This window comes from Cupriavidus sp. 2KB_3 (genome assembly GCF_052115685.1).
Lineage (GTDB): Bacteria > Pseudomonadota > Gammaproteobacteria > Burkholderiales > Burkholderiaceae > Cupriavidus > Cupriavidus campinensis.
Window position 1 is genome coordinate 132,677 of record NZ_JBFRHD010000002.1, and the last position, 19,985, is coordinate 152,661.

The window sequence follows — 19,985 nt, forward strand, 5'->3', positions numbered from 1 at the left end:
TCAGTCGTAACGGCGCGCGTCCTCGATCACCTTGCCATCCTGCGGCAGCGACCCAGCCGCCACAAATCTCACTTCGCCGCGCAGGCGCATGACGTCGCGAATCGAATCGGCGATGGCATGCGCCAGGCCGTCGTCCTCGCGCGTGGCGTCGCAGTGCAGCGTCATGGTGTCCGCGCCGACCATGCCGGTCACCACCAGCCGCGCGGCGCGGATTTCGGGATGACGGCGCACCACGTCCGCCACCTGCCCCGGATGGACGAACATCCCCTTGACCTTGGTAGTCTGGTCCGCGCGCCCCAGCCAGCCCTTGAGCCGGATATTGGTGCGCCCGCACGGGCTGGCGCGGTGCGAGGAATGACTGACGATGGCCGACAGGTCGCCGGTGCCGAAGCGGATCAGCGGGTAGTCGCCGTTGCCGAGCACCGTCACCACCACCTCGCCGATCTCGCCCTCGGGCATCGGCTGCGTGCCGCCCGGCTCGACGATCTCCACCAGCACGCCTTCATCGACCACCCAGCCGTCGCCGCCCCCGGTTTCGTAGGCGATCAGCCCCACGTCGGCGGTGCCGTACATCTGGCTCACGGTCACGCCATGGTCCTGCAACCATGCACGCAGCGGCGGCGGGCAGGCTTCGCCGCTGACCAGCGCCTTCGACAGGCTTGCGCACGGCAGGCCCAACTCGCCCCCCCGCTCGATCAGCAGTTTCAGGAACGATGGCGTGCCGGCGTAGGCGGACGGTTGCAGCGCGGCCATGGCCTGCACCTGCGATTCGGTCTGGCCGACGCCAGCCGGGAACACGCAGCAGCCCAGCCGGTGCGCGCCTGATTCCATCATCATGCCGGCCGGCGTGAAGTGGTACGAAAAGGTGTTGTAGACCAGCTCCCCGGCGCGGAAGCCGGCCGCGAACATGGCACGCGCGATGCGCCACCAGTCATCAGCATGGCCATCCGGCTCATGGATCGGCCCCGGGGACTGGAACACGTGCCTCAGCCCGCCGATGGGCGTGGCATTGAGTCCGCCCAGCGGCGGCGCGGTGCGCTGGCGGGCGGTCAGCGCCGACTTGCGCGTCACCGGCAGCGCGGCCAGCGCAGCGCGGGAGGTGAGGTCGCGCGGGTCCACGTCGCACAACACCTCGGCGAAGTAAGGCGCATGGGCCTGCGCGTGCGCCACCTGGCGCGCGAGGGCGGCCAGCAGCGCGGCCTCGCGCTCGGCCGGCGGGCGCGTTTCCAGCGAATCGAAATAGTCAGCCATGGTGCGGGAGAGGTAGGAATTCAGGCGAGCCAGCGCTTGCGGCGCCGATAGCTCTTCACATCGCGGAACGACTTGCGCGCGGCGCCATCGCCATCGTTGGCGGCCACGCCCAGGTAGAACTCCTTGACGTCCTCGTTGGTGCGCAGCGACTCGGCCTCGCCGTCCATGACCACGCGGCCGTTCTCGAGGATGTAGCCGTAGTCGGCGTAGCGCAGCGCCACCATCGTGTTCTGCTCGGCCAGCAGGAAGCTCACCTTCTCGCGCGTGTTCAGGTCGCGCACGATCTCGAAGATCTCCTCGACGATCTGCGGGGCCAGGCCCATCGACGGCTCGTCCAGCAGGATCATGGCCGGCTTGGCCATCATCGCCCGGCCGATCGCGCACATCTGCTGCTCGCCGCCCGAGGTATAGCCCGCCTGGGACTTGCGGCGCGTCTGCAGGCGCGGGAAGTAGGTGTAGATCTTCTCGAGCTCGTGGCGCGTCTCGCCGCGCGACAGCCCGCGCGTGTAGGCGCCGGTGAGCAGGTTTTCCTCGATGGTCAGGTGGGCGAAGCAGTGGCGCCCCTCCATGACCTGGATCACCCCGCGCTTGACGAGGTCGTTGGGCGTGAGCTGGTCCACGCGGTGGCCGCGATATTCGATGGAGCCCTTGGTCACGTCGCCGCGCTCGGCGTGGAGCAGGTTCGAGATCGCCTTGAGCGTGGTGGTTTTGCCCGCCCCGTTGGCGCCGAGCAGCGCCACGATGCGGCCCTCGGGCACCTCCAGCGAGACCCCCTTGAGCACCAGGATCACGTGGTCGTAGATGACTTCGATGTTGTTGACGGATAGCAGGGTCATGGGTCACGCCTCGTATGCTGCCGATTCGCCCCCCTCGCCCAGCGGACGAGGGGAGACAAGCACCGCCGCGCTCAGGACTTCGCGCAGGCCGGCGTAATGCCCTTCTCCTTCGCGTACTGCGCCGCGTTGGCCTTGAACAGCGGGTGGATCAGCGCCTTGTTGCCTTCGATCCAGTCCGACACCACCACCCACTTGGCGCCGTCCCACTGCTGGATCTTCACCTTGCCGGAGCCCTCGTGGTTGTCGCAGCTGGTCTTGATCTCGGGCAGCAGGCCGGTGGCGCCAACCTGCTGCAGACGCGCGTTGGTCACGTTCAGGTTCTCGAAGGCCCAGCGCATCTGTTCGCCGGACATCATCTTGCCCTTGCCGAACTTGTCCTGCGCCACGCGGATCGCCTCCACCGTCACCACGGCCGCCGAGACGCCCCGGTTATAGAGCACCGAGCCGACCTTGTTGCGATCCTGCATATTGCCTTTGCCGGCGCCGTAGACCACCTTGTCGATGTCGGCGATCAGCGGCACGTTGCGGCCCGCCACGTTCCATGTCGCGCTCATGTAGCCCTTGGCGGCGTCGCCGGCCGGCACGGTGTCTTCCTCGGAGCCAGCCCACCAGGAGCCGATCATCTTGTCGCGCGAGAAGCCCACCTTCTGCGCCGCCTTGAGCGCGGTCTGGTTCATCACGCCCCAGCCCCAGAAGATCACGTAGTCCGGGTTCTCCTGGCGGATCTTGAGCCACTGGGCGCCCTGCTCGTTGCCCGGGTGCGCCACCGGAATCTCCACCAGGTTGAACTTGTTCAGCCGCGCCTCGGCCTGCAGGGCGACGATCGGCTCCTTGCCGTAGGCCGAGTCGTGATACAGGTAGACGATCTTCTTGCCGTTCAGCGAGCCGCCGCTCTTGGTGGCCAGGTACTTGACGATGGCCGATACCTGCATCTGGTACGTGGTGACCAGCGGGAAGGCATACGGGAACACCGAGCCGTCCACGGCGTCGGTGCGGCCGTAGCCCATCATCACCAGCGGCACCTTGTCGGCGGCGGTCTTGTCGACCAGCGCATAGGAGATGCCGGTGGACATCGAGTGATAGGCCGTTCCCTTGGTCGTGGGATTCTTCGACTTGAGCCGCTCGTAGCACTCCACGCCCTTGGCGTTGTTGTACTCGGTCTCGCACTCTTCCCAGCTCAGCTTCACGCCGTTGATGCCGCCGTCCTTGAGGTTGACGTAGTTCAGGTAGTCGATGAAGCCGCCGTAGAACGACTGGCCGTTGGCGCCGTAGGGCCCCACGCGGTAGCTCGGCAACGCCACGAACTGCTCGTTGGCCTGCGCCAGCGCCGGCAGCGACGGCGCCAGCAGGGCCGCCGCCACGCCAACCGCCAGGGCGGCGCGCTGCACATTGCGAATCAGGGTTGTCATGACAGTCTCCTTGACCTTTCGCCTCGTAGACGGGCGTTGTTATGGGCTACGACGATGAATCAATGCGGGAACGGCCAGAGCCGCAGCTTCTCCTTGGCGATCTGCCACAGCCGTGCCAGCCCGTGCGGCTCCACGATCAGGAAGAAGATGATCAGCGCGCCGAACACCATCAGCTGGATGTGCGATACCGTGGCGTTCGTGAACGGCAGATGCAGCAGCGCGGCCAGGCCGGGCAGCACGTTGTCGAGGAAGATCGGCAGCAGCAGGATGAACGCGGCGCCGAGGAAGGAGCCGAGGATGCTGCCCACCCCGCCGATGATGATCATGAACAGGATGCGGAACGAGAGGTCCAGCGAGAAGCCGTCCGGCTCCACCGAGCCCAGGTAGCAGAACGCATAGAGCGCGCCGGCCACGCCGCAGTAGAACGAGCTGACCGCGAAGGCGAGCAGCTTGGTGCGCATCAGCGGAATGCCGATGACCTCGGCGGCCACGTCCATGTCCCGCACGGCCATCCAGGCGCGGCCGGTGGCCGAGCGCACCAGGTTCTTGGCGACGAACGCCAGCACCGTGACAAAGGCCAGCACGAACAGGTACTTGCGCACCGGGGTGTCGATGGCGAAGCCGAACAGGTCCAGCCGCTGCGCGGTGATCACGCCCGACGAGCTGTTGTTCGACAGCCAGGGGAACTTGGTCAGCGCCCAGACCACGAAGAACTGCGCCGCCAGCGTGGCCACGGCGAGGTAGAAGCCCTTGATCCGCAGCGAGGGCAACCCGAACGCCACGCCCACCAGCGCCGCCGACAGCCCGGCCAGGATAAAGGTGGCCAGCACCGGGATGCCTTCGATCCGCAGCTGGAAGTTGTACGCCGCGTAGGCGCCCACGGCCATGAAGGCCGCCGTGCCCAGCGAGAGCTGGCCGGCGTAGCCGGTCAGGATGTTCAGCCCCAGCGCCGCGAGCGAGAAGATCAGGAACGGGATCAGGATCGCGCTGAACCAGTATTCCGAGGCCGTGAACGGCACCGCGACGAAGGCCACCGCCATCAGCACGGCAAAGCCGATGCGGTCCTGCCGGATCGGGAAGATCTGGCTGTCGGCGATGTAGCTGGTCTTGAACTGCCCGGCTTCACGATAGAGCATGGTGTCGGTCTCCGGACGGGTTACACGCGGTCGATGTGCTTCTCGCCGAACAGCCCTTCGGGCCGCACCAGCAGGAACAGCAAGGCGAATACATAGGGGAACCAGCCTTCGATGCCCCCGAAGTTGCCGCCGAACATCGACTGGAACACCGGCGGGATGTAGATCTCGGCCAGCTTCTCGGACGCGCCGATGATCAGCCCGCCGACGATGGCCCCCGGCACCGAGGTGAAGCCGCCCAGGATCAGTACCGGCAGCGCCTTGAGCGCGGTCAGCGTCAGCGCGAACTGCACGCCGTTGCGGGAGCCCCAGAGCATGCCCGCCACCAGCGCCACGAAGCCGGCCACGCCCCAGACAATCGCCCAGATGTGCTGGAGCGGAATGCCGAGCGAGAGCGCCGCCTGGTGGTCATCCGCCACCGCGCGCAGCGCGCGGCCCACCTTGGTGTACTGGAAGAACAGCGCCAGCGCAGCCACCAGCACGGCGGCAATCGCGGCGGCGGCCAGGTCGAACTTCGAGAGGACGATGTTGAAGCGGGTGAGGATGGCCTCGATCGGCTCGTCCACGATGCCGAGGTTGATCGGCCGCACCTCGTTGCCGAACAGCAGCGGCCCGAGCCCTTCCAGGAAGAACGACAGCCCGATGGTCGCCATGAACAGCGTGATCGGCGGCTGGTTGACCAGCTTGCGCAGCACCAGCCGCTCGGTGCTGATGCCCACGATGACCATGACCACGAACGCGCCGATGAACGCCGCCCACATCGGCATGCCCTTGTCCATCAGCCCCACCACGGCCAGCGCGGCGAAGTAGACCATCGCCCCCTGCGCGAAGTTGAACACACCGGACGCCTTGTAGATCAGCACGAAGCCCAGCGCCACGAGCGAGTACATCAGCCCGGAGAGCAGCCCGCCGATCAGGATTTCGAAGAAGAAGGTCATGATGGGGCGCTCAGTGCGAGGTGCCGAGGTAGGCACGGATTACGTCGGGATTGGCCTTGACCTCCTCGGGCGTGCCGTCGCCGATCTTCTTGCCGTAGTCGAGCACGACCACGCGGTCGGAGATGTCCATGACCACGCCCATGTCGTGCTCGATCAGCACGATGGTGGTGCCGAACTGCTGGTTCACGTCGAGGATGAAGCGGCACATGTCCTGCTTCTCCTCCACGTTCATGCCGGCCATCGGCTCGTCCAGCAGCAGCATCGACGGCTCCGCCGCCAGCGCGCGCGCCAGCTCCACGCGCTTCTGCAGGCCGTACGGCAGGCGCCCCACCGGGGTCTTGCGGATGGCCTGGATCTCGAGGAAGTCGATCACCTCCTCCACCTTGTGGCGGTGCCGGATCTCCTCGGCGCGCGCCGGGCCCCACCACAGCGCGTGCGCGAACAGCCCGGTGCGGAACTGGGTGTTGCGGCCGGTCATGATGTTGTCCAGCACGGTCATGCCCTTGAACAGCGCGATGTTCTGGAACGTGCGCGCAATGCCCTGCCGCGCGGCGGCGGTGGGATGCATCTGGCGCCGTTCCTCGCCCCGGAACACGATGCGGCCCTGCTGCGGGTGATAGACGCCGTTGATCACGTTCAGCATCGAACTCTTTCCCGCGCCGTTCGGGCCGATGATCGCGCGGATCTCGTGCTCGCAGACGTCGAACGAGATGTCGGTCAGCGCCTTCACGCCGCCGAATGCGAGCGAGATGTTCTGGAGGTCCAGGATCACGTCGCCGCGCGTACGGGTGTGCAGGGTGGAGTCCGGCTCCAGCGCGTCGCCGGTGCGGAGCCCCTCGTGCTGCACGCCGTCGGCGTGCCCCGGCGCGGCGATCGTGCCCGCCGGCGCCATCGTGCCCGTGGCGTCCACGCGCCAAGTCATCTGCGTCATGCCATTCCCCTGTTCATGCCGCGCGCGCGCCGCCCGTGGGCGGGAAGCGCTTGACGTCCACCAGCTTCAGCGTGGCCGAGACACTGCCCTCGCGGCCATCCTCGAACTTCACGCGCGTCTCGATGAACTGCTCGGGCTTGCCCGCGTACAGCGCATCCACCAGCACCGCGTACTTCTCGGCGATAAAGCCGCGCCGCACCTTGCGCGTGCGCGTCAACTCGTCGTCATCCGGGTCCAGTTCCTTGTGCAGGATCAGGAAGCGCGCCACCTGCGAGCCGGCCAGCATGGCGTCCGCCGCCAGGTCGGCGTTCACCTGCTCCACGCACTCGGCGACCATCGCGATCACATCCGGCTGGGCGGCCAGGTCCACGTAGCCGGCGTAGGCCAGGTGGCGGCGCTCGGCCCAGTTGCCCACCGCATCGAAATCGATGTTGATGAAGGCGCAGACCGACTCGCGGTCCGTGCCGAAGGCCACCGCCTCCTTGATGTACGGGAAGAACTTGAGCTTGTTCTCGATGTACTTCGGCGCGAACATCGACCCGTCGGCCAGCTTGCCGACGTCCTTGGCGCGGTCGATGATCTTGAGGTGGCCGTCGGCGTCGATCACGCCGGCGTCGCCGGTCATGAAGTAGCCCTCGTCGTTGATGGCCTCGCGCGTGGCGTCGTCGCGCTTGTAGTAGGACTTCAGCAGCCCCACGCCGCGCACCAGCACCTCGCCGTTGTCGGCGATGCGGATCTCCATGCCCGGCGCGGCCGGGCCGACGGAGTCGAACTTGACCTGCCCGTCCGGCTGCAGGCACACGTAGGCGCAGGTCTCGGTCTGCCCGTAAAACTGCTTCAGGTTCACGCCGATGGAGCGATAGAAGCGGAACAGGTCCGGGCCGATGGCCTCGCCGGCGGTGTAGCCCACGCGGATGCGGCTCATGCCGAGCACGTTGCGCAGCGGGCCGTAGATCAGCCATTCGCCCAGCGCGTAGCGCAACCGGTCCGCCAGCGGCACATGGCGCTTGTCGAGGATGTCCGCGCCGCAGCGGCGCGCCACGCCCATCGCCCAGTCATACAGGCGGCGCTTGACCCAGCCGGCATCCTCCATGCGGATCATCACCTGCGTCAGCAGCCCTTCATAGATGCGCGGCGGGGCGAAGTAGTACGTGGGGCCGATCTCGCGCAGATCGGTCATTACGGTCTCGCGCGACTCCGGGCAGTTCACCGTGAAGCCGGCCACCAGCGCCTGCGCGTACGAGAACAGGTTGTCGCCCACCCAGGCCATCGGCAGGTAGGAAAGCACGTCGTCGTCGGGGCCGAGCTTGTCGAACTGGCAGCCGTTGCGCGCCGCGCCGATCAACCCCTGGTGCGAATGGCAGACCCCCTTGGGCTTGCCGGTGGTGCCGGAGGTGTAGAGGATGATCGCGGTGTCTTCGGGCTGGCCGGCCTGCACCTGCGCATCGTAGAAGCCCGGGTGCGCGGCGTCGTACTCGCGGCCGATCTCCTGGAGGCGTTCGTAGGAGAGCAGCGAGGGATGGTCGTAGTCGCGCAGGCCGCGCGGGTCTTCATAGATCAGATGCCGCACGGCGCGGCCGCGCGCGGCAAGCTGGGCCTCCACCTCGAGCAGCTTGTCTACCTGCTCCTGGTCCTCGACCACGGCGAATTCGATCTCGGCGTCTTCCAGCACATAGACCATCTCGTTGGCGATGGCGTCCTGGTAGAGCGGCACAGGCACGCCGCCGAGCGCCTGCGCGGCGGTCATCGCCCAGTACAGACGCGGGCGGTTGTCGCCCACCACGGCCAGGTTCATGCCGCGCCGGAACCCAAGCGCGGCCAGCCCGCAGGCGAGCGCGCGCACCTCGCGCGCGGCTTGCGACCAGCTGTATGTCTGCCAGATGCCGAGATCCTTCTCGCGATGGGCCGGATGATCCGGCCGCTGCGTGGCGTGCGCCAGCAGGCATCGCGGGAAGGTCGTTGCCGACGATTCCTGCATCGCTGTCTCCTCTCCCCCAGGGGGCGTAGGGGCCACGCCGGGTATCAAGCCGCCGGACCGGTCGCTATACTGGGCGCCAGGCGGCGCTTCTCGCACCGCATCAAGCCGCCAAGCCTTGTGAGATCAGGCCGGGCCGGTTCCGTTGTGATCGTAAGATAGCCGATGCCATCCCCCCGGGTTGTCACGCCGATGACAATTCCGGGTTAATCCCTACGGGAGCACCGAGTGGCGATTTCCCATGATTTCATCGACCGCTGCGCCTGGGCCGTCGACCTCAGCCCGGCCCAGCGCGAGCGTGTCAAACGCGTGACCACGGTGCGCGAGTACAGCCAGGGCGACTATGTCTGCCACAAGGGCGACCTGGCCGAGCACTGGCTGGGGGTGGTGGAAGGCATCATCAAGATCACCACGGTGTCGCCCTCGGGCAAATCGGTCACCTTTACCGGCGTGCCGACCGGCGGCTGGTTCGGCGAAGGCGCGGTGCTGAAGTCGGAGATCCGCAAGTACGACGTGATGGCGCTGCGCCGCTCGCGCATCGCGTTCATCCCGCGCGAGACTTTTCAGTGGCTGCTGGATACCAGCCTGCCGTTCACGCGCTTCCTGCTGATGCAGTTCAACGAGCGGCTCGGGCAGTTCATTGCGGCGGTGGAGTACGAACGGCTGCTGGACATCGATTCGCGCGTGGCGCGCGCGGTGTCGTCGCTGTTCAACGAACACCTGTATCCGGGGCTGGGGAATACGCTGGAGATCTCGCAGGAGGAGATCGGCCTGCTTGCCGGCATCTCGCGGCAGCGCGCCAACCAGGCGCTGAAGGTGCTGGAGCAGCAGGGGCTGGTGCGGGTGGACTACGGGGTAATCGAGGTGCTCGACCTGGAGGGGCTGCGGCAGTACGGGGAATGAGGGTCTCCCCCCTCCTCCTGGAAGAGGGGGGCAGCGATCGGCTTACTTGCTGTACACGTAAACCCCACGCCCGGTCTTGCGGCCGAGGTAGCCCGCCGCGACCATCTCGCGCATCAGCATCGCCGGACGGTACTTGGGATCGGCGAACTCGGTGTAGAGCACTTCCATCACCGCCAGCATCGTATCCAGGCCAATCATGTCCGCCAGCGCCAGCGGCCCGATCGGATGGTTGCAGCCCAGCTTCATCCCCTCGTCGATTTCCTCCGGCGACGCCAGGCCCTCGCCCAGCACGCAGAACGCCTCGTTGATCATCGGGCAGAGGATGCGGTTCACCACGAAGCCCGGGCTGTTCTTCACCGTGATCGGATACTTGCCCAGCCGCTTGGCCAGCTCCTCGACGTCGGCATGCGTGGCATCGCTGGTCTGCAGGCCGCGAATCAGCTCCACCAGCGCCATCATCGGCACCGGGTTGAAGAAGTGCATGCCGATGAAGTGGTCCGGGCGCGAGATCGCCGCAGCCAGCTTGGTGATCGAGATCGACGAGGTGTTCGACGCCACGATCACGTGCGCGCCGACGATGCTGTCGATCTGCTTGAGGATCTTGAGCTTCAGCTCATGGTTCTCGGTGGCGGCCTCGATGACGATATCGGCTTTCTTGAGGTCATCGTAGGCGGTGCTGCCGTGGATGCGCGCCAGCGCTGCCGCCTTGTCGGCCTCGGTCGCCTTCTCCTTCTTGATCAGCCGGTCCATGCTGCCGGCCACCGCGGCGATGCCCTTCTGCACGGCGGCGTCGCTGATATCGACCATCACCACGTCCAGGCCAGCCACCGCGCAAGCCTGGGCGATGCCGTTGCCCATCGTGCCGGCACCGACGATGCCTACTGTCTTGATTGCCATGTCGAACTTCCTTGTGTCGTTACGTGTATCCGGGAATGAAATCGGGACCGATCAGGCCGGCAGCTTCGCCAGCGCCGCGATCACGCGCTCGGCGTGCTCCTTGAGCACGGCCATGTCCTGCTGCTCGCGCGCATGGCCGCGAATCGGCTGGTCCGCGTAGCGCGGCACGATGTGGAAATGGATGTGCGGCACGGTCTGCCCCGCCGCCACGCCGTTGAACTGGGTGATGACCATGCCGTCCGGCTGGAAGGCCTCGCGCACGGCACGCGCCACGCGCTGCGTGGACTTGATCGCCGCCGCCGCGCCGGCCTCGGACAGGCCGAATAGGTCCACTGCCTGCTCCTTCGGCACGACCAGCGCGTGGCCGTCGGTCTGCGGCATGATGTCCATGAACGCAATGGTGTCCGCGTCCTCGTAGATCTTGAAGCACGGGAGTTCGCCGCGCAGGATGCGGGCGAAGATGTTCTGGTTGTCGTACATGGGATCAGGGCCCTCCTTCTGCGTGGCTTGGACCCGCGCAAGGATGGCGCGCGGCAACCTTCGAGTGTAGCGCAGCGCGCGCCTACACAACGTCTCCATCAATGGGAATCGTAGTTCGATGAAATCAACGTCCTTGCTGATCTCCCGCAGCAAGTGAACGTTCACGCATTTTCAGTGCCCCGGTCAGCGTTTAAGGTGCAATGCCATGGCAACCGGGGGATTCATCGATGGCACACGCAATCGGCCGTACTGCAGGGTGGAAGGGAACGCTTCGTCTGGCGCTGCTGGCGGGGCTGTGCCTGCCGCTGACAGGATGCACCGAAGACCAGATGGGACTGGACATTCTTGGATACAACCATACCGACCGCAGCATCTACAGCTTCGGCGTCAATGAGTATGGCGGCGGCTACTTGGGAGCACACACCGGTGGTGGAAAATTTACGTGTTGCATGAGCATTCCGCGTGCCTACAAGCCAGGCATGACGGTAACCGTCTGGTGGAGCGATTGGGGTGGGGAAAACGCCATGGAGCGCGTCGTGGAAGTGCCACGGTATGGCCCGGATGAAGGCGGACATTTTGCCGTGCATTTCCTGCGTGGCGGGGAGGTCAAGGTGTTCGTCACCATGATGGGCCTCGGGCATCCGGACTATCCGCTCAAGGGTGAGGATGCCGAACTGTGACAAAGACTCTATCCATGCCTGCCAATACGCGTCATCGCCGCGAAACGAAATGGTTCCCGTCAGTCTGGCGTCTTTGCCTATTGGCCGGGCTGTGCCTGCCACTGACCGGGTGCACCGAAGACCGGATGACGTTGAATCTGGTGGGCTACAACCACACCGACAGGAGCATCCACCGCTATGGCGTCAATGAGTATGGCGGCGGCCACCTGCAGGCACACCGCGGCGGCGGGGGTTTCACGTGCTGCATCAGCATTCCACGCGCCTACAAGCCCGGTATGACTGTAACGGTTTTGGGGGAGTGATTGGGATGGGAAGAACGCCATAAAGCGCGTCGTGGAAGTGCCACGGTATGGCCCCGACGAGGGCGGCCGGTTCGCTGTCCATTTCCTGCGCGGCGGCGAGGTCAAGGTGTTCGTCACCATGATGGGCCTCGGGCATCCGGACTATCCGCTCAAGGGTGAGGATGCCGAACTGTGACAAAGACTTCGTCCATGCCTGCGAATGTCCGGTATCGCCGCGAAACGAAATGGTTCCCCTCAGTCTGGCGTCTTTGCCTATTGGCCGGGCTGTGCCTGCCACTGACCGGGTGCACCGAAGACCGGATGACGTTGAATCTGGTGGGCCACAACCATACCAACAGGAGCATCTACAGTTTTGGCGTCAACGAATATGGCGGTGGCTACCTGGGAGCACACCGCGGCGGCGGGGGACATACCTGTTGCATCAGCATTCCACGCGCCTACCGACCTGGGATGACGGTCACTGTCTGGTGGAGTGACTGGGGTGGGGAAAACGCCATGGAGCGCATTGTGGAAGTGCCACGGTATGGACCAGATGAAGGCGGTGCATTTGCCGTGCATTTTCTGCGCAGCGGGGAGGTCAAGGTGTTCGTCACCATGATGGGCTACTGGCATCCCAACTATCCGCTCAAGGGTGAGGATGCCGAACTGTGACAAAGACTTCGTCCATGCCTGCCAATACGCGTCATCGCCGCGAAACGAAATGGTTCCCGTCAGTCTGGCGTCTTTGCCTATTGGCCGGGCTGTGCCTGCCACTGACCGGATGCACCGAAGACCAGATGACGTTGAATCTGGTGGGCTACAACCACACCGACAGGAGCATCTACCGCTTTGGGGTCAACGAGTATGGCGGTGCGTACTTGGGAGCACATCGTGGCGGTGGAAAATTCACCTGTTGTACAAGCATTCCACGCGCTTACAAGCCGGGTATGACGGTAAAGGTCTGGTGGAGCGATTGGGGTGGAGAAAACGCCATGGAGCGCGACGTGGAAGTGCCACAGTATGGCCCCGACGAGGGCGGCCGGTTCGCTGTCCATTTCCTGCGCGGCGGCGAGGTTAAGGTGTTCGTCACCATGATGGACCTCAGTCATCCCGACTATCCGCTTAAAGGCGACGAAGCCAAATTGTGAAGTACATCCGAGCCTGAGCAATATGCCATACAACCTTACGATACCTGCACCGATGCCTGCGAATGGACAGCGCGAACTTTCGCCACGCGAAACGATGCAGCGAGCGCGGGTAATGGCCTGTGTTTACAAGCGCGACCCGGCGCAGTGCCAGGGTCAGGTGTTTGTCAGTCTGTTCTTCGATGGCACGGGCAACAACAAGGATTGGAAGGAGCCCGGGCTTGGCTGCACACAGGCCGAGGCGAATAAGCACAGCAATGTCGCGCGCCTGTATGACGCGTGCATGAACAAGCGCGAAGAGGGATTCTTCGCCCACTACATTCCGGGCGTCGGCACACCGTTTAAGGAAATTGGTGACTATGGCGGCACGCTCGGATTGGCAGCGGGCCTCCGGGGCACGCATCGCATTCACTGCGCGATTCTCCGTGTGCTCGATTCAGTGCACTTCAATTTGACACAAGTCCACTTGCTGAATGACGAACAGATGAAAACTGTCGTATCAGGCATGAGCTATGACCCGAATGATCCCATGCGCAAGCTCGCGTTCAAGACCTGGGAGAACAAACTGGCGAAAGTGGTGGCAGACCGCGAGCGCAAGGTCACGCGGATCAATGTCGCGGTGTTCGGATTCTCTCGCGGCGCCGCCGCAGCCCGCGCATTCGCCCACTGGCTGTTCGAATTTCTTGCGCAGAAAGATGGCGTCTACCGGCTGGCTGGCATACCGATTCGCATCCACTTCATGGGCCTGTTCGATACGGTCGCAGCAGTCGGCATCCCCGACGGCGTGCTGGGCGCCGACGGCCATGGTTCCTGGGGCGCCCATATGGCCATCCACCCTGCCATCGAACAATGCGTGCATTTCATCGCCCTGCACGAACAGCGCGGCAGCTTTCCGCTGGAAATGGCGCGTGGCAAGCAGGTGGCTTACCCCGGTATGCATTCAGACGTGGGGGGCGGCTACCGGCCCGGTGATCAAGGCAAGGCCATGCCGGATTGGGGATTGTCACCGCAGTTATCGCAGATACCGCTGATCGACATGCACCACGCGGCGCTCGTCGGCGGTGTGCCGCTGTTGTCATCCGATGAAATCCAGGAGGACCCCGGCCTCGCCCGGGCCTTCCATTGCTCCCCGGACCTGATCGCCACCGTCAATGACTTCTATGCGACCTGTGGCATCGCGCCAAGTGCCACCGGCAAGCCGGCAACGCAAGCCTTCCTCGAGGCGCATACCCATCAGTACCTGCAATGGCGCAGCGGCCTGCACTTGCCGGGCCAGGCGCTGGAGCGACGCCGCTTCTACCAGCGGGCGAGAAAGGACCCCGACCAGATCGACCTGCGTGAAGGCGCCGAGGACTTTGCCACCCACCACCGAAGCTTGCGCGTGGCGATGCGTCCGCCAATTCCCGCAGGAGGCCGCGTAGGCCCGAGCATCGCCAACGCGCCGCGCGTGGATGCCGCCACGGCTCGCCTGCTGGCAGCACTGGAAGCGCCGGGCGCCCTGCCACCAAGCGTGCACAAGCTCATGGACGACTACATCCACGACTCGCGGTGCGCGTTCCGACCCACCGGAAAGATGGAGTCCACGGCGCGGACAAACGGCTACTTCCGCTACCGCACCTTCTTCTAGCGTTGCGTCGGCTGCCTGCATCCACTCCTACATGTTGCGCCGATACTGCCCGCCGACCTCGAACAGCGTGTGCGTGATCTGCCCTAACGAGCACACGCGCACGGCGTCCATCAGCACTGCGAACACGTTCTGGTTGGCGATCACGGCCTGGCGCAGCCGCTCCAGCATCGCCGGGGCGTCCGCCGTGTGGCCCTGCTGGAATTCCGCCAGGCGGTTCAGCTGGCTCTGCTTCTCTTCCTCGCTCGAACGCGCCAGTTCCAGCTTCTGCGGCGTCGGGTCGCCTTCCGGATTGCGGAACGTATTCACGCCGATGATCGGCAGCGTGCCGTCGTGCTTCAGCTGCTCGTAGTACATCGACTCCTCCTGGATCTTGCCGCGCTGGTAGCCGGTTTCCATCGCCCCGAGCACGCCGCCGCGCTCGGCGATGCGCTCGAACTCCTGCAGCACGGCCTCTTCCACGAGGTCGGTCAACTCCTCGATCAGGAAGCTGCCCTGATTCGGGTTCTCGCACTTCGCCACGCCCCATTCGCGGTTGATGATGAGCTGGATCGCCAGCGCGCGGCGCACTGACTCGCCGGTCGGCGTGGTGATCGCCTCGTCATAGGCGTTGGTATGCAGCGAGTTGCAGTTGTCGTAGATGGCGATCAGCGCCTGCAGCGTGGTGCGGATGTCGTTGAAGTCGATTTCCTGCGCGTGCAGCGAGCGCCCCGAGGTCTGGATGTGGTACTTGAGCTTCTGGCTGCGGTCGTTGGCGCCGTACTTGTCGCGCATCGTCACGGCCCAGATGCGGCGCGCCACGCGGCCCAGCACGCTGTACTCGGGGTCCATGCCGTTCGAGAAGAAGAACGACAGGTTCGGCGCGAAGTCGTCGATATGCATGCCGCGCGCGAGGTAGGCCTCCACGTAGGTGAAGCCGTTCGAGAGCGTGAACGCCAGTTGGGAGATCGGGTTCGCGCCGGCCTCGGCGATGTGATAGCCCGAGATCGACACCGAGTAGAAATTACGCACCTGATGGTGGACGAAGTACTCCTGGATGTCCCCCATCACCTTCAGCGAGAACTCGGTGGAGAAGATGCACGTGTTCTGGCCCTGATCCTCCTTGAGGATGTCCGCCTGCACCGTGCCGCGCACGTTCTGGAGCACCCAGGCGCGGATCTTCGATTCCTCGTCGGCGGTCGGCTCGCGGCCGTTGTCGCTGCGGAATTTGTCCAGTTTCTGGTCGATGGCGGTGTTCATGAACATCGCCAGGATGGTCGGCGCGGGGCCGTTGATGGTCATCGACACGGACGTGCTCGGGCTGGTCAGGTCGAAGCCGTCGTAGAGCACCTTCATGTCGTCGAGCGTGGCGATGCTGACGCCCGAGTTGCCGACCTTGCCGTAGATGTCCGGGCGCAGGTGCGGGTCTTCGCCGTAGAGCGTGACCGAGTCGAACGCGGTGGAGAGCCGCTTGGCGTCCATCCCCTCCGACACCAGCTTGAAGCGACGATTTGTGCGGAAAGCATCACCCTCGCCCGCGAACATGCGGGTGGGGTCTTCGCCCTCGCGCTTGAAGGCGAACACGCCGGCCGTGTACGGGAAGCTGCCCGGCACGTTCTCGCGCATCAGCCATTTGAGGATCTCGCCGTCGTCCTCGAAGCGCGGCAACACCACCTTGCGGATCTTGGTGCCGGAAAGCGTGGTGGTGACCAGCCCCGTGCGGATCTCCTTGTCGCGGATCTTCACCACGTATTCGTCGCCGCTGTACGCCTGCTGCATCTGCGGCCACATCGCCAGCAGCTTGCGCTCCACGGCGCCGAGGGCTGCGTCACGGTCAGCGGCCAGCGTGTCCAGCGTGGCGGTGTCGCCGCCGGCGTCGGCCTGCCTGACCATCGCCCCGGCGGCGCGCAGCTGCTGGCGCTCGCGCGCAAGGCGGCTCTGTTCGGCCACGCGGCGATGGTAGGCGCGCACGGTATCGGCCAGCTCGGCCAGATAGCGACTGCGCGCCGGCGGCACGATCACGTTCTGGCCAGTGGAAATCCGGCCGCTGGTGGCCGGCAGCACGCCGGGCTTCAGCGCCAGGCCGCGCCCGGCGAGGGCGGCGGCCAGCCCCTGGTAGAGCATCGTCACGCCATCGTCATTGAAGCGCGACGCCTGCGTGCCATAAACCGGCATCTCGTCAGGCTTGCTGTGCCATTGCTCGCGGTTGCGCTGCACCTGCTTGGCCACGTCGCGCCAGGCGTCCTGCGCGCCCTTGCGGTCGAACTTGTTGATGGCGACGAAGTCGGCGAAGTCGAGCATGTCGATCTTCTCGAGCTGGCTCGCCGCGCCGAACTCGGGCGTCATCACGTACAGCGAGAGGTCCACGTGCGGCACGATGGCCGCATCGCCCTGCCCGATCCCGGATGTCTCCACGATCACCAGATCGAAGCAGGCGGCCTTGCAGGCGGCAATCACGTCCGGCAGCGCCTGGGAAATCTCCGATCCGGCCTCGCGCGTGGCCAGCGAGCGCATGAAGACGTTCGGATGGTTGATCGCGTTCATGCGGATGCGGTCGCCCAGCAGCGCGCCGCCGGACTTGCGCCGCGACGGATCGATCGAGATCACGGCAATCGACAGCGCGTCCTGCTGGTCCAGCCGGAAGCGGCGGATCAGCTCGTCCGTCAGCGACGACTTGCCGGCGCCGCCCGTGCCGGTAATGCCGAGCACCGGCGTGGTGGCGGACTTCGCCCGGGCATGGAGCGCCGCGACCAGCGCCGGGTCGGCACGCCCGTTCTCGAGCGCGGTCATCAGCTGGGCCAGCGCGCGGCGGTCGCCGCCGGCCACGGCATCGAGCGAGGTGGGCGCGTAGCGGGTCAGGTCGATGTCGCAGCGCTGCACCATGTCCGCGATCATCCCGGCCAGCCCCATGCGCTGGCCGTCCTCGGGGCTATAGATGCGCGCCACGCCGTAGGCCTGCAGCTCGCGGATCTCGTCCGGCACGATCACGCCGCCGCCGCCGCCGAACACCTGGATGTGCTCGCCGCCGTGCTCACGCAGCAGATCGATCATGTACTTGAAGTATTCGACGTGCCCGCCCTGATAGCTGGAAATGGCGATGCCCTGGGCGTCTTCCTGCAGCGCGGCGGTCACCACCTCGTGCACGGAGCGGTTGTGGCCCAGGTGGATCACCTCGCAGCCGTGAGACTGGAGGATGCGCCGCATGATGTTGATCGAGGCGTCGTGGCCGTCGAACAACGAGGCGGCGGTCACAAAACGCACCTTGTTGGTCGGCGTGGCCGGGCCCTGGCCCGTGGCTGCGCGCGGCTTGGGCGCCGCGGTCCTGCTCACATCGGAAAGATCAGTCATTGTCTCCACCGCTCGGATATGTGGCTGGCGTGCCACGCGCCGGCGGTTCTGACGACCGCACTGACGGGGCCGGACGATTATATGACGTTTACGTTAACGTAAGGCAAGGCGGGCGGGAAGGCTGCGCGCCAAGGGTCATGGCGGCATCCTCGCATGGCGGGAGGGATTGGACCAGCGGGGTTGGCCCGGATGGAGCGCGGCAGGCACTTGCCCGCCGCGCGGCGCGGGGTCAGGCGCTGATCTGCGGGCAGTCGCCAAACGCGTCCGTCTTGCGGGCGCGCCAGCGGCGCAGCAGTTGCCGGGCGATGGCGGCGGCGCGCTGGAGCGAGAGCGGCGCGGGGGTCTCGGCCAGCTGGAAGCGGGCCAGCGGCGACTCGCCCGACAGCCAGACCTGCGCGCCCTCGGGCAGCGCGAGGACGTCACCCGGCCGCAGCCAGATATCGGCGGCCTGCCCTTCGATGGTCAGCCACAGCCGGCCTTCGAGCACGGCGACGCTCTGGCCATGCCGGACGCGCCAGCCCACGGGCTTGCCCGGTTCATCGAGTTCAAAGGTCCTGAGTTCACGCATGGGGGTCTCCTCGTTCTGCCCGGCGGAGCGGCGTCGATGGTCTACGCGGACGCCTCCGCCACGCTTCCATTATTCATGGCGAGGATTACAATCCCATGCACAGTTCCGAACAGTTTTCGATGAACTGTTCAGTAGTTTTTGCTGACAGTTCGCCGCTGCCCCTCGCCCCCACCGCCCCACCGCCCCCGCCATGAAGCTCGTCCTCGACCCCTCCACCGGTGTACCGCTGACCGAGCAGATCGTGCTCGCCGTCAAGGCCTGGATCAGCTCGCGGGAAGCACTGCCGGGCGCCCGCCTGCCGTCGATCCGCCAGCTGGCCGCCGAGCACAACATCAGCCGCTTCCCGGTCATCGAGGCCTATGACCGACTGGTCTCCCAGGGCCTGCTCGATTCCCGCCAGGGCTCGGGCTTCTACGTGGCGGACAGCACGCTGGCCGGCCGCAGCGGCCGGGGCTGGTCCGATCCGAGCCTGGCCGAAGACCTGTCGGTCCATATCATCGACCAGTTCCACCATCCCAGCGGCGCGCTGAAGCTGGCCGGCGGCTTCGTGCCCGAGGAATGGCGCGACGTGGAGGGGCTGACGCAGGCCATCCGCCATATCACCCGGCATGACATCGACAGCGTGATCCACTACGCCACGCCGCTCGGCCACCCCGAACTGCGCAAGCAGGTGCTCACGCGCGTGCGGCAGGTGGGCGTGCAGGCCGAGCTGTCCCAGGTGCTGATCACCACGGGCGCCAGCCAGGCGCTCGACCTCGTCGTGCGGCACCTGCTCAAGCCCGGCGACACCGTGTTCGTGGAGGATCCCGGCTACTACAACCTGTTCGGCCTGCTGCGGCTGCACGGCGTGCAGCTGGTGGGCGTGCCGCACACCCCGAACGGGCCCGACCCGGAAGCCTGCGAGCGCCTGCTGCGCGACCACAAGCCCAAGCTGTTCTTCACCAACAGCATCCTCCAGAACCCCACCGGCTCCACGCTGACGCCGCCGGTGGCGTTCCGCCTGCTCGAACTGGCGCGCAAGCACAACTTCCGCTTCGTCGAGGACGACATCTTCTCGGACTTCCAGCTCACGTTCACGGACCGGCTGGCGACGCTCGACCAGCTCGAGCACGTTATCTATATAGGCGGGTTCTCAAAAACCGTGTCGGCGGCGCTGCGCGTGGGCTACCTCGTGGCGGACAAGGCGCTGGTCAAGGACCTGATCGACGTGAAGGTGCTGACCAGCGTGGCCGGCTCGCATTTCGCCGAAGCCGTGACGGCGACCATGCTCGAGCGCGGCGCCTATCGCAAGTATGTGGAACGGCTGCGCGTGCGCACCCGCGAGGTGACCGCCGATGCGGTGAAGATCCTCGGCGAGAGCAACTGGGAGGTGTTCTGCGAGCCGGCGGGCGGCAACTTCCTGTGGGCCCGGCCGCGCGGCATGGCCGACTCGCGCGATCTCGTCACGCTGGGCGAGCAGTACGGCATCGCGCTCGCCCCGGGGCACTTCTTCCGCCCGGCCGGCGAGACCACGCCCTGGGTGCGCATCAACTCGGCCTATGCCGGCGAGGCACGCTCGCGCGCCTTCCTGGCCGATGCGGGGTCGCGGAACGCGTAACCTCCGGCCG

The 19,985-nt window shown here is 65.8% G+C and carries 19 protein-coding genes; 8 read left to right on the forward strand and 11 right to left on the reverse strand.

The genetic code is table 11. From position 1 onward, the window contains the following. The 7 genes from AB4120_RS02380 to AB4120_RS02410 form a co-directional block, all read right to left on the reverse strand. Positions 1 to 1,251 (reverse strand): phenylacetate--CoA ligase family protein, encoded by a 1,251-nt coding sequence (locus AB4120_RS02380; protein ID WP_149136834.1) that lies wholly within the window; start codon positions 1,249 to 1,251, stop codon positions 1 to 3. Positions 1,252 to 1,271: 20 nt separating this feature from the next. After that, a complete protein-coding gene (locus AB4120_RS02385) occupies positions 1,272 to 2,087 on the reverse strand; it encodes an ABC transporter ATP-binding protein (protein WP_149136835.1) in 816 nt (271 codons plus the stop codon). A gap of 71 nt (positions 2,088 to 2,158) precedes the next feature. Next, complete coding sequence (locus tag AB4120_RS02390) at positions 2,159 to 3,496, reverse strand: ABC transporter substrate-binding protein (RefSeq protein WP_149136836.1); 1,338 nt, start codon at positions 3,494 to 3,496, stop codon at positions 2,159 to 2,161. A 59-nt stretch (positions 3,497 to 3,555) separates the two neighbouring features. Then, positions 3,556 to 4,632: a branched-chain amino acid ABC transporter permease gene (locus tag AB4120_RS02395; protein WP_144199040.1), complete on the reverse strand. Its 1,077-nt coding sequence runs from the start codon at positions 4,630 to 4,632 to the stop codon at positions 3,556 to 3,558. Positions 4,633 to 4,652: 20 nt separating this feature from the next. Beyond that, positions 4,653 to 5,567: a branched-chain amino acid ABC transporter permease gene (locus AB4120_RS02400; protein WP_144199042.1), complete on the reverse strand. Its 915-nt coding sequence runs from the start codon at positions 5,565 to 5,567 to the stop codon at positions 4,653 to 4,655. A gap of 10 nt (positions 5,568 to 5,577) precedes the next feature. Further along, entirely contained in the window at positions 5,578 to 6,498 is a 921-nt protein-coding gene (locus tag AB4120_RS02405) for an ABC transporter ATP-binding protein (protein ID WP_149136837.1), read from the reverse strand. 13 nt (positions 6,499 to 6,511) lie between these two features. Next, the gene (locus AB4120_RS02410; protein WP_149136838.1) at positions 6,512 to 8,476 is read right to left on the reverse strand and encodes an AMP-binding protein; all 1,965 of its coding nucleotides are present in this window, start codon (positions 8,474 to 8,476) and stop codon (positions 6,512 to 6,514) included. Positions 8,477 to 8,707: 231 nt separating this feature from the next. Here AB4120_RS02410 and AB4120_RS02415 point away from each other — a divergent pair, with 231 nt between their 5' ends. After that, positions 8,708 to 9,376 carry a Crp/Fnr family transcriptional regulator gene (locus AB4120_RS02415; RefSeq protein WP_092292105.1) on the forward strand — a complete coding sequence of 223 codons (669 nt, stop codon included), beginning with the start codon at positions 8,708 to 8,710 and terminating at the stop codon, positions 9,374 to 9,376. Positions 9,377 to 9,418: 42 nt separating this feature from the next. On the opposite strand, the gene AB4120_RS02420 is transcribed toward AB4120_RS02415, so the two are convergent. Both AB4120_RS02420 and AB4120_RS02425 read right to left on the reverse strand, forming a co-directional pair. Beyond that, the gene (locus tag AB4120_RS02420) at positions 9,419 to 10,273 is read right to left on the reverse strand and encodes a 3-hydroxybutyryl-CoA dehydrogenase (protein ID WP_149136839.1); all 855 of its coding nucleotides are present in this window, start codon (positions 10,271 to 10,273) and stop codon (positions 9,419 to 9,421) included. Between the two features lie 51 nt (positions 10,274 to 10,324). Then, on the reverse strand, positions 10,325 to 10,753 hold the full coding sequence (locus tag AB4120_RS02425; protein ID WP_092291535.1) for an HIT family protein: 429 nt from the start codon (positions 10,751 to 10,753) through the stop codon (positions 10,325 to 10,327). Positions 10,754 to 10,980: 227 nt separating this feature from the next. On the opposite strand from AB4120_RS02425, the gene AB4120_RS02430 reads away from it, so the two are divergent. From AB4120_RS02430 to AB4120_RS02455, 6 genes are all read left to right on the forward strand, one after another. After that, positions 10,981 to 11,433 (forward strand): DUF3304 domain-containing protein, encoded by a 453-nt coding sequence (locus AB4120_RS02430; protein ID WP_149136840.1) that lies wholly within the window; start codon positions 10,981 to 10,983, stop codon positions 11,431 to 11,433. A 14-nt stretch (positions 11,434 to 11,447) separates the two neighbouring features. Beyond that, positions 11,448 to 11,735 (forward strand): DUF3304 domain-containing protein, encoded by a 288-nt coding sequence (locus AB4120_RS02435; protein WP_149136841.1) that lies wholly within the window; start codon positions 11,448 to 11,450, stop codon positions 11,733 to 11,735. A 19-nt stretch (positions 11,736 to 11,754) separates the two neighbouring features. Next, positions 11,755 to 11,910, forward strand: a complete 156-nt coding sequence (locus AB4120_RS02440) for a DUF3304 domain-containing protein (RefSeq protein ID WP_149136842.1) — start codon at positions 11,755 to 11,757, stop codon at positions 11,908 to 11,910. A 125-nt stretch (positions 11,911 to 12,035) separates the two neighbouring features. After that, positions 12,036 to 12,386: a DUF3304 domain-containing protein gene (locus tag AB4120_RS02445; protein ID WP_222944701.1), complete on the forward strand. Its 351-nt coding sequence runs from the start codon at positions 12,036 to 12,038 to the stop codon at positions 12,384 to 12,386. A 14-nt stretch (positions 12,387 to 12,400) separates the two neighbouring features. Beyond that, positions 12,401 to 12,862, forward strand: coding sequence for a DUF3304 domain-containing protein (locus AB4120_RS02450; RefSeq protein WP_092291528.1), 462 nt, complete (start codon positions 12,401 to 12,403; stop codon positions 12,860 to 12,862). 52 nt (positions 12,863 to 12,914) lie between these two features. Beyond that, positions 12,915 to 14,486 carry a T6SS phospholipase effector Tle1-like catalytic domain-containing protein gene (locus tag AB4120_RS02455; RefSeq protein WP_441641823.1) on the forward strand — a complete coding sequence of 524 codons (1,572 nt, stop codon included), beginning with the start codon at positions 12,915 to 12,917 and terminating at the stop codon, positions 14,484 to 14,486. A 27-nt stretch (positions 14,487 to 14,513) separates the two neighbouring features. On the opposite strand, the gene icmF is transcribed toward AB4120_RS02455, so the two are convergent. Continuing rightward, positions 14,514 to 17,810 carry a fused isobutyryl-CoA mutase/GTPase IcmF gene (gene icmF / locus AB4120_RS02460; protein WP_149136845.1) on the reverse strand — a complete coding sequence of 1,099 codons (3,297 nt, stop codon included), beginning with the start codon at positions 17,808 to 17,810 and terminating at the stop codon, positions 14,514 to 14,516. 229 nt (positions 17,811 to 18,039) lie between these two features. Beyond that, positions 18,040 to 18,378 (reverse strand): DUF2917 domain-containing protein, encoded by a 339-nt coding sequence (locus tag AB4120_RS02465; RefSeq protein WP_149136846.1) that lies wholly within the window; start codon positions 18,376 to 18,378, stop codon positions 18,040 to 18,042. 190 nt (positions 18,379 to 18,568) lie between these two features. Between AB4120_RS02465 and AB4120_RS02470 the strand changes: the two genes are divergently transcribed. Next, positions 18,569 to 19,975 carry an aminotransferase-like domain-containing protein gene (locus AB4120_RS02470; RefSeq protein ID WP_149136847.1) on the forward strand — a complete coding sequence of 469 codons (1,407 nt, stop codon included), beginning with the start codon at positions 18,569 to 18,571 and terminating at the stop codon, positions 19,973 to 19,975. The last annotated feature ends 10 nt before the right edge of the window (positions 19,976 to 19,985 follow it).

Coding starts and splice junctions, on each gene's coding strand:
- AB4120_RS02380 (WP_149136834.1), bottom strand. CDS start 1,251: ATGGCTGACTATTTCGATTCGCTGGAAACGCGCCCGCCGGCCGAGCGC.
- AB4120_RS02385 (WP_149136835.1), bottom strand. CDS start 2,087: ATGACCCTGCTATCCGTCAACAACATCGAAGTCATCTACGACCACGTG.
- AB4120_RS02390 (WP_149136836.1), bottom strand. CDS start 3,496: ATGACAACCCTGATTCGCAATGTGCAGCGCGCCGCCCTGGCGGTTGGC.
- AB4120_RS02395 (WP_144199040.1), bottom strand. CDS start 4,632: ATGCTCTATCGTGAAGCCGGGCAGTTCAAGACCAGCTACATCGCCGAC.
- AB4120_RS02400 (WP_144199042.1), bottom strand. CDS start 5,567: ATGACCTTCTTCTTCGAAATCCTGATCGGCGGGCTGCTCTCCGGGCTG.
- AB4120_RS02405 (WP_149136837.1), bottom strand. CDS start 6,498: ATGACGCAGATGACTTGGCGCGTGGACGCCACGGGCACGATGGCGCCG.
- AB4120_RS02410 (WP_149136838.1), bottom strand. CDS start 8,476: ATGCAGGAATCGTCGGCAACGACCTTCCCGCGATGCCTGCTGGCGCAC.
- AB4120_RS02420 (WP_149136839.1), bottom strand. CDS start 10,273: ATGGCAATCAAGACAGTAGGCATCGTCGGTGCCGGCACGATGGGCAAC.
- AB4120_RS02425 (WP_092291535.1), bottom strand. CDS start 10,753: ATGTACGACAACCAGAACATCTTCGCCCGCATCCTGCGCGGCGAACTC.
- AB4120_RS02430 (WP_149136840.1), top strand. CDS start 10,981: ATGGCACACGCAATCGGCCGTACTGCAGGGTGGAAGGGAACGCTTCGT.
- AB4120_RS02435 (WP_149136841.1), top strand. CDS start 11,448: ATGCCTGCCAATACGCGTCATCGCCGCGAAACGAAATGGTTCCCGTCA.
- AB4120_RS02445 (WP_222944701.1), top strand. CDS start 12,036: ATGACGTTGAATCTGGTGGGCCACAACCATACCAACAGGAGCATCTAC.
- AB4120_RS02450 (WP_092291528.1), top strand. CDS start 12,401: ATGCCTGCCAATACGCGTCATCGCCGCGAAACGAAATGGTTCCCGTCA.
- AB4120_RS02455 (WP_441641823.1), top strand. CDS start 12,915: ATGCCTGCGAATGGACAGCGCGAACTTTCGCCACGCGAAACGATGCAG.
- icmF (WP_149136845.1), bottom strand. CDS start 17,810: ATGACTGATCTTTCCGATGTGAGCAGGACCGCGGCGCCCAAGCCGCGC.
- AB4120_RS02465 (WP_149136846.1), bottom strand. CDS start 18,378: ATGCGTGAACTCAGGACCTTTGAACTCGATGAACCGGGCAAGCCCGTG.
- AB4120_RS02470 (WP_149136847.1), top strand. CDS start 18,569: ATGAAGCTCGTCCTCGACCCCTCCACCGGTGTACCGCTGACCGAGCAG.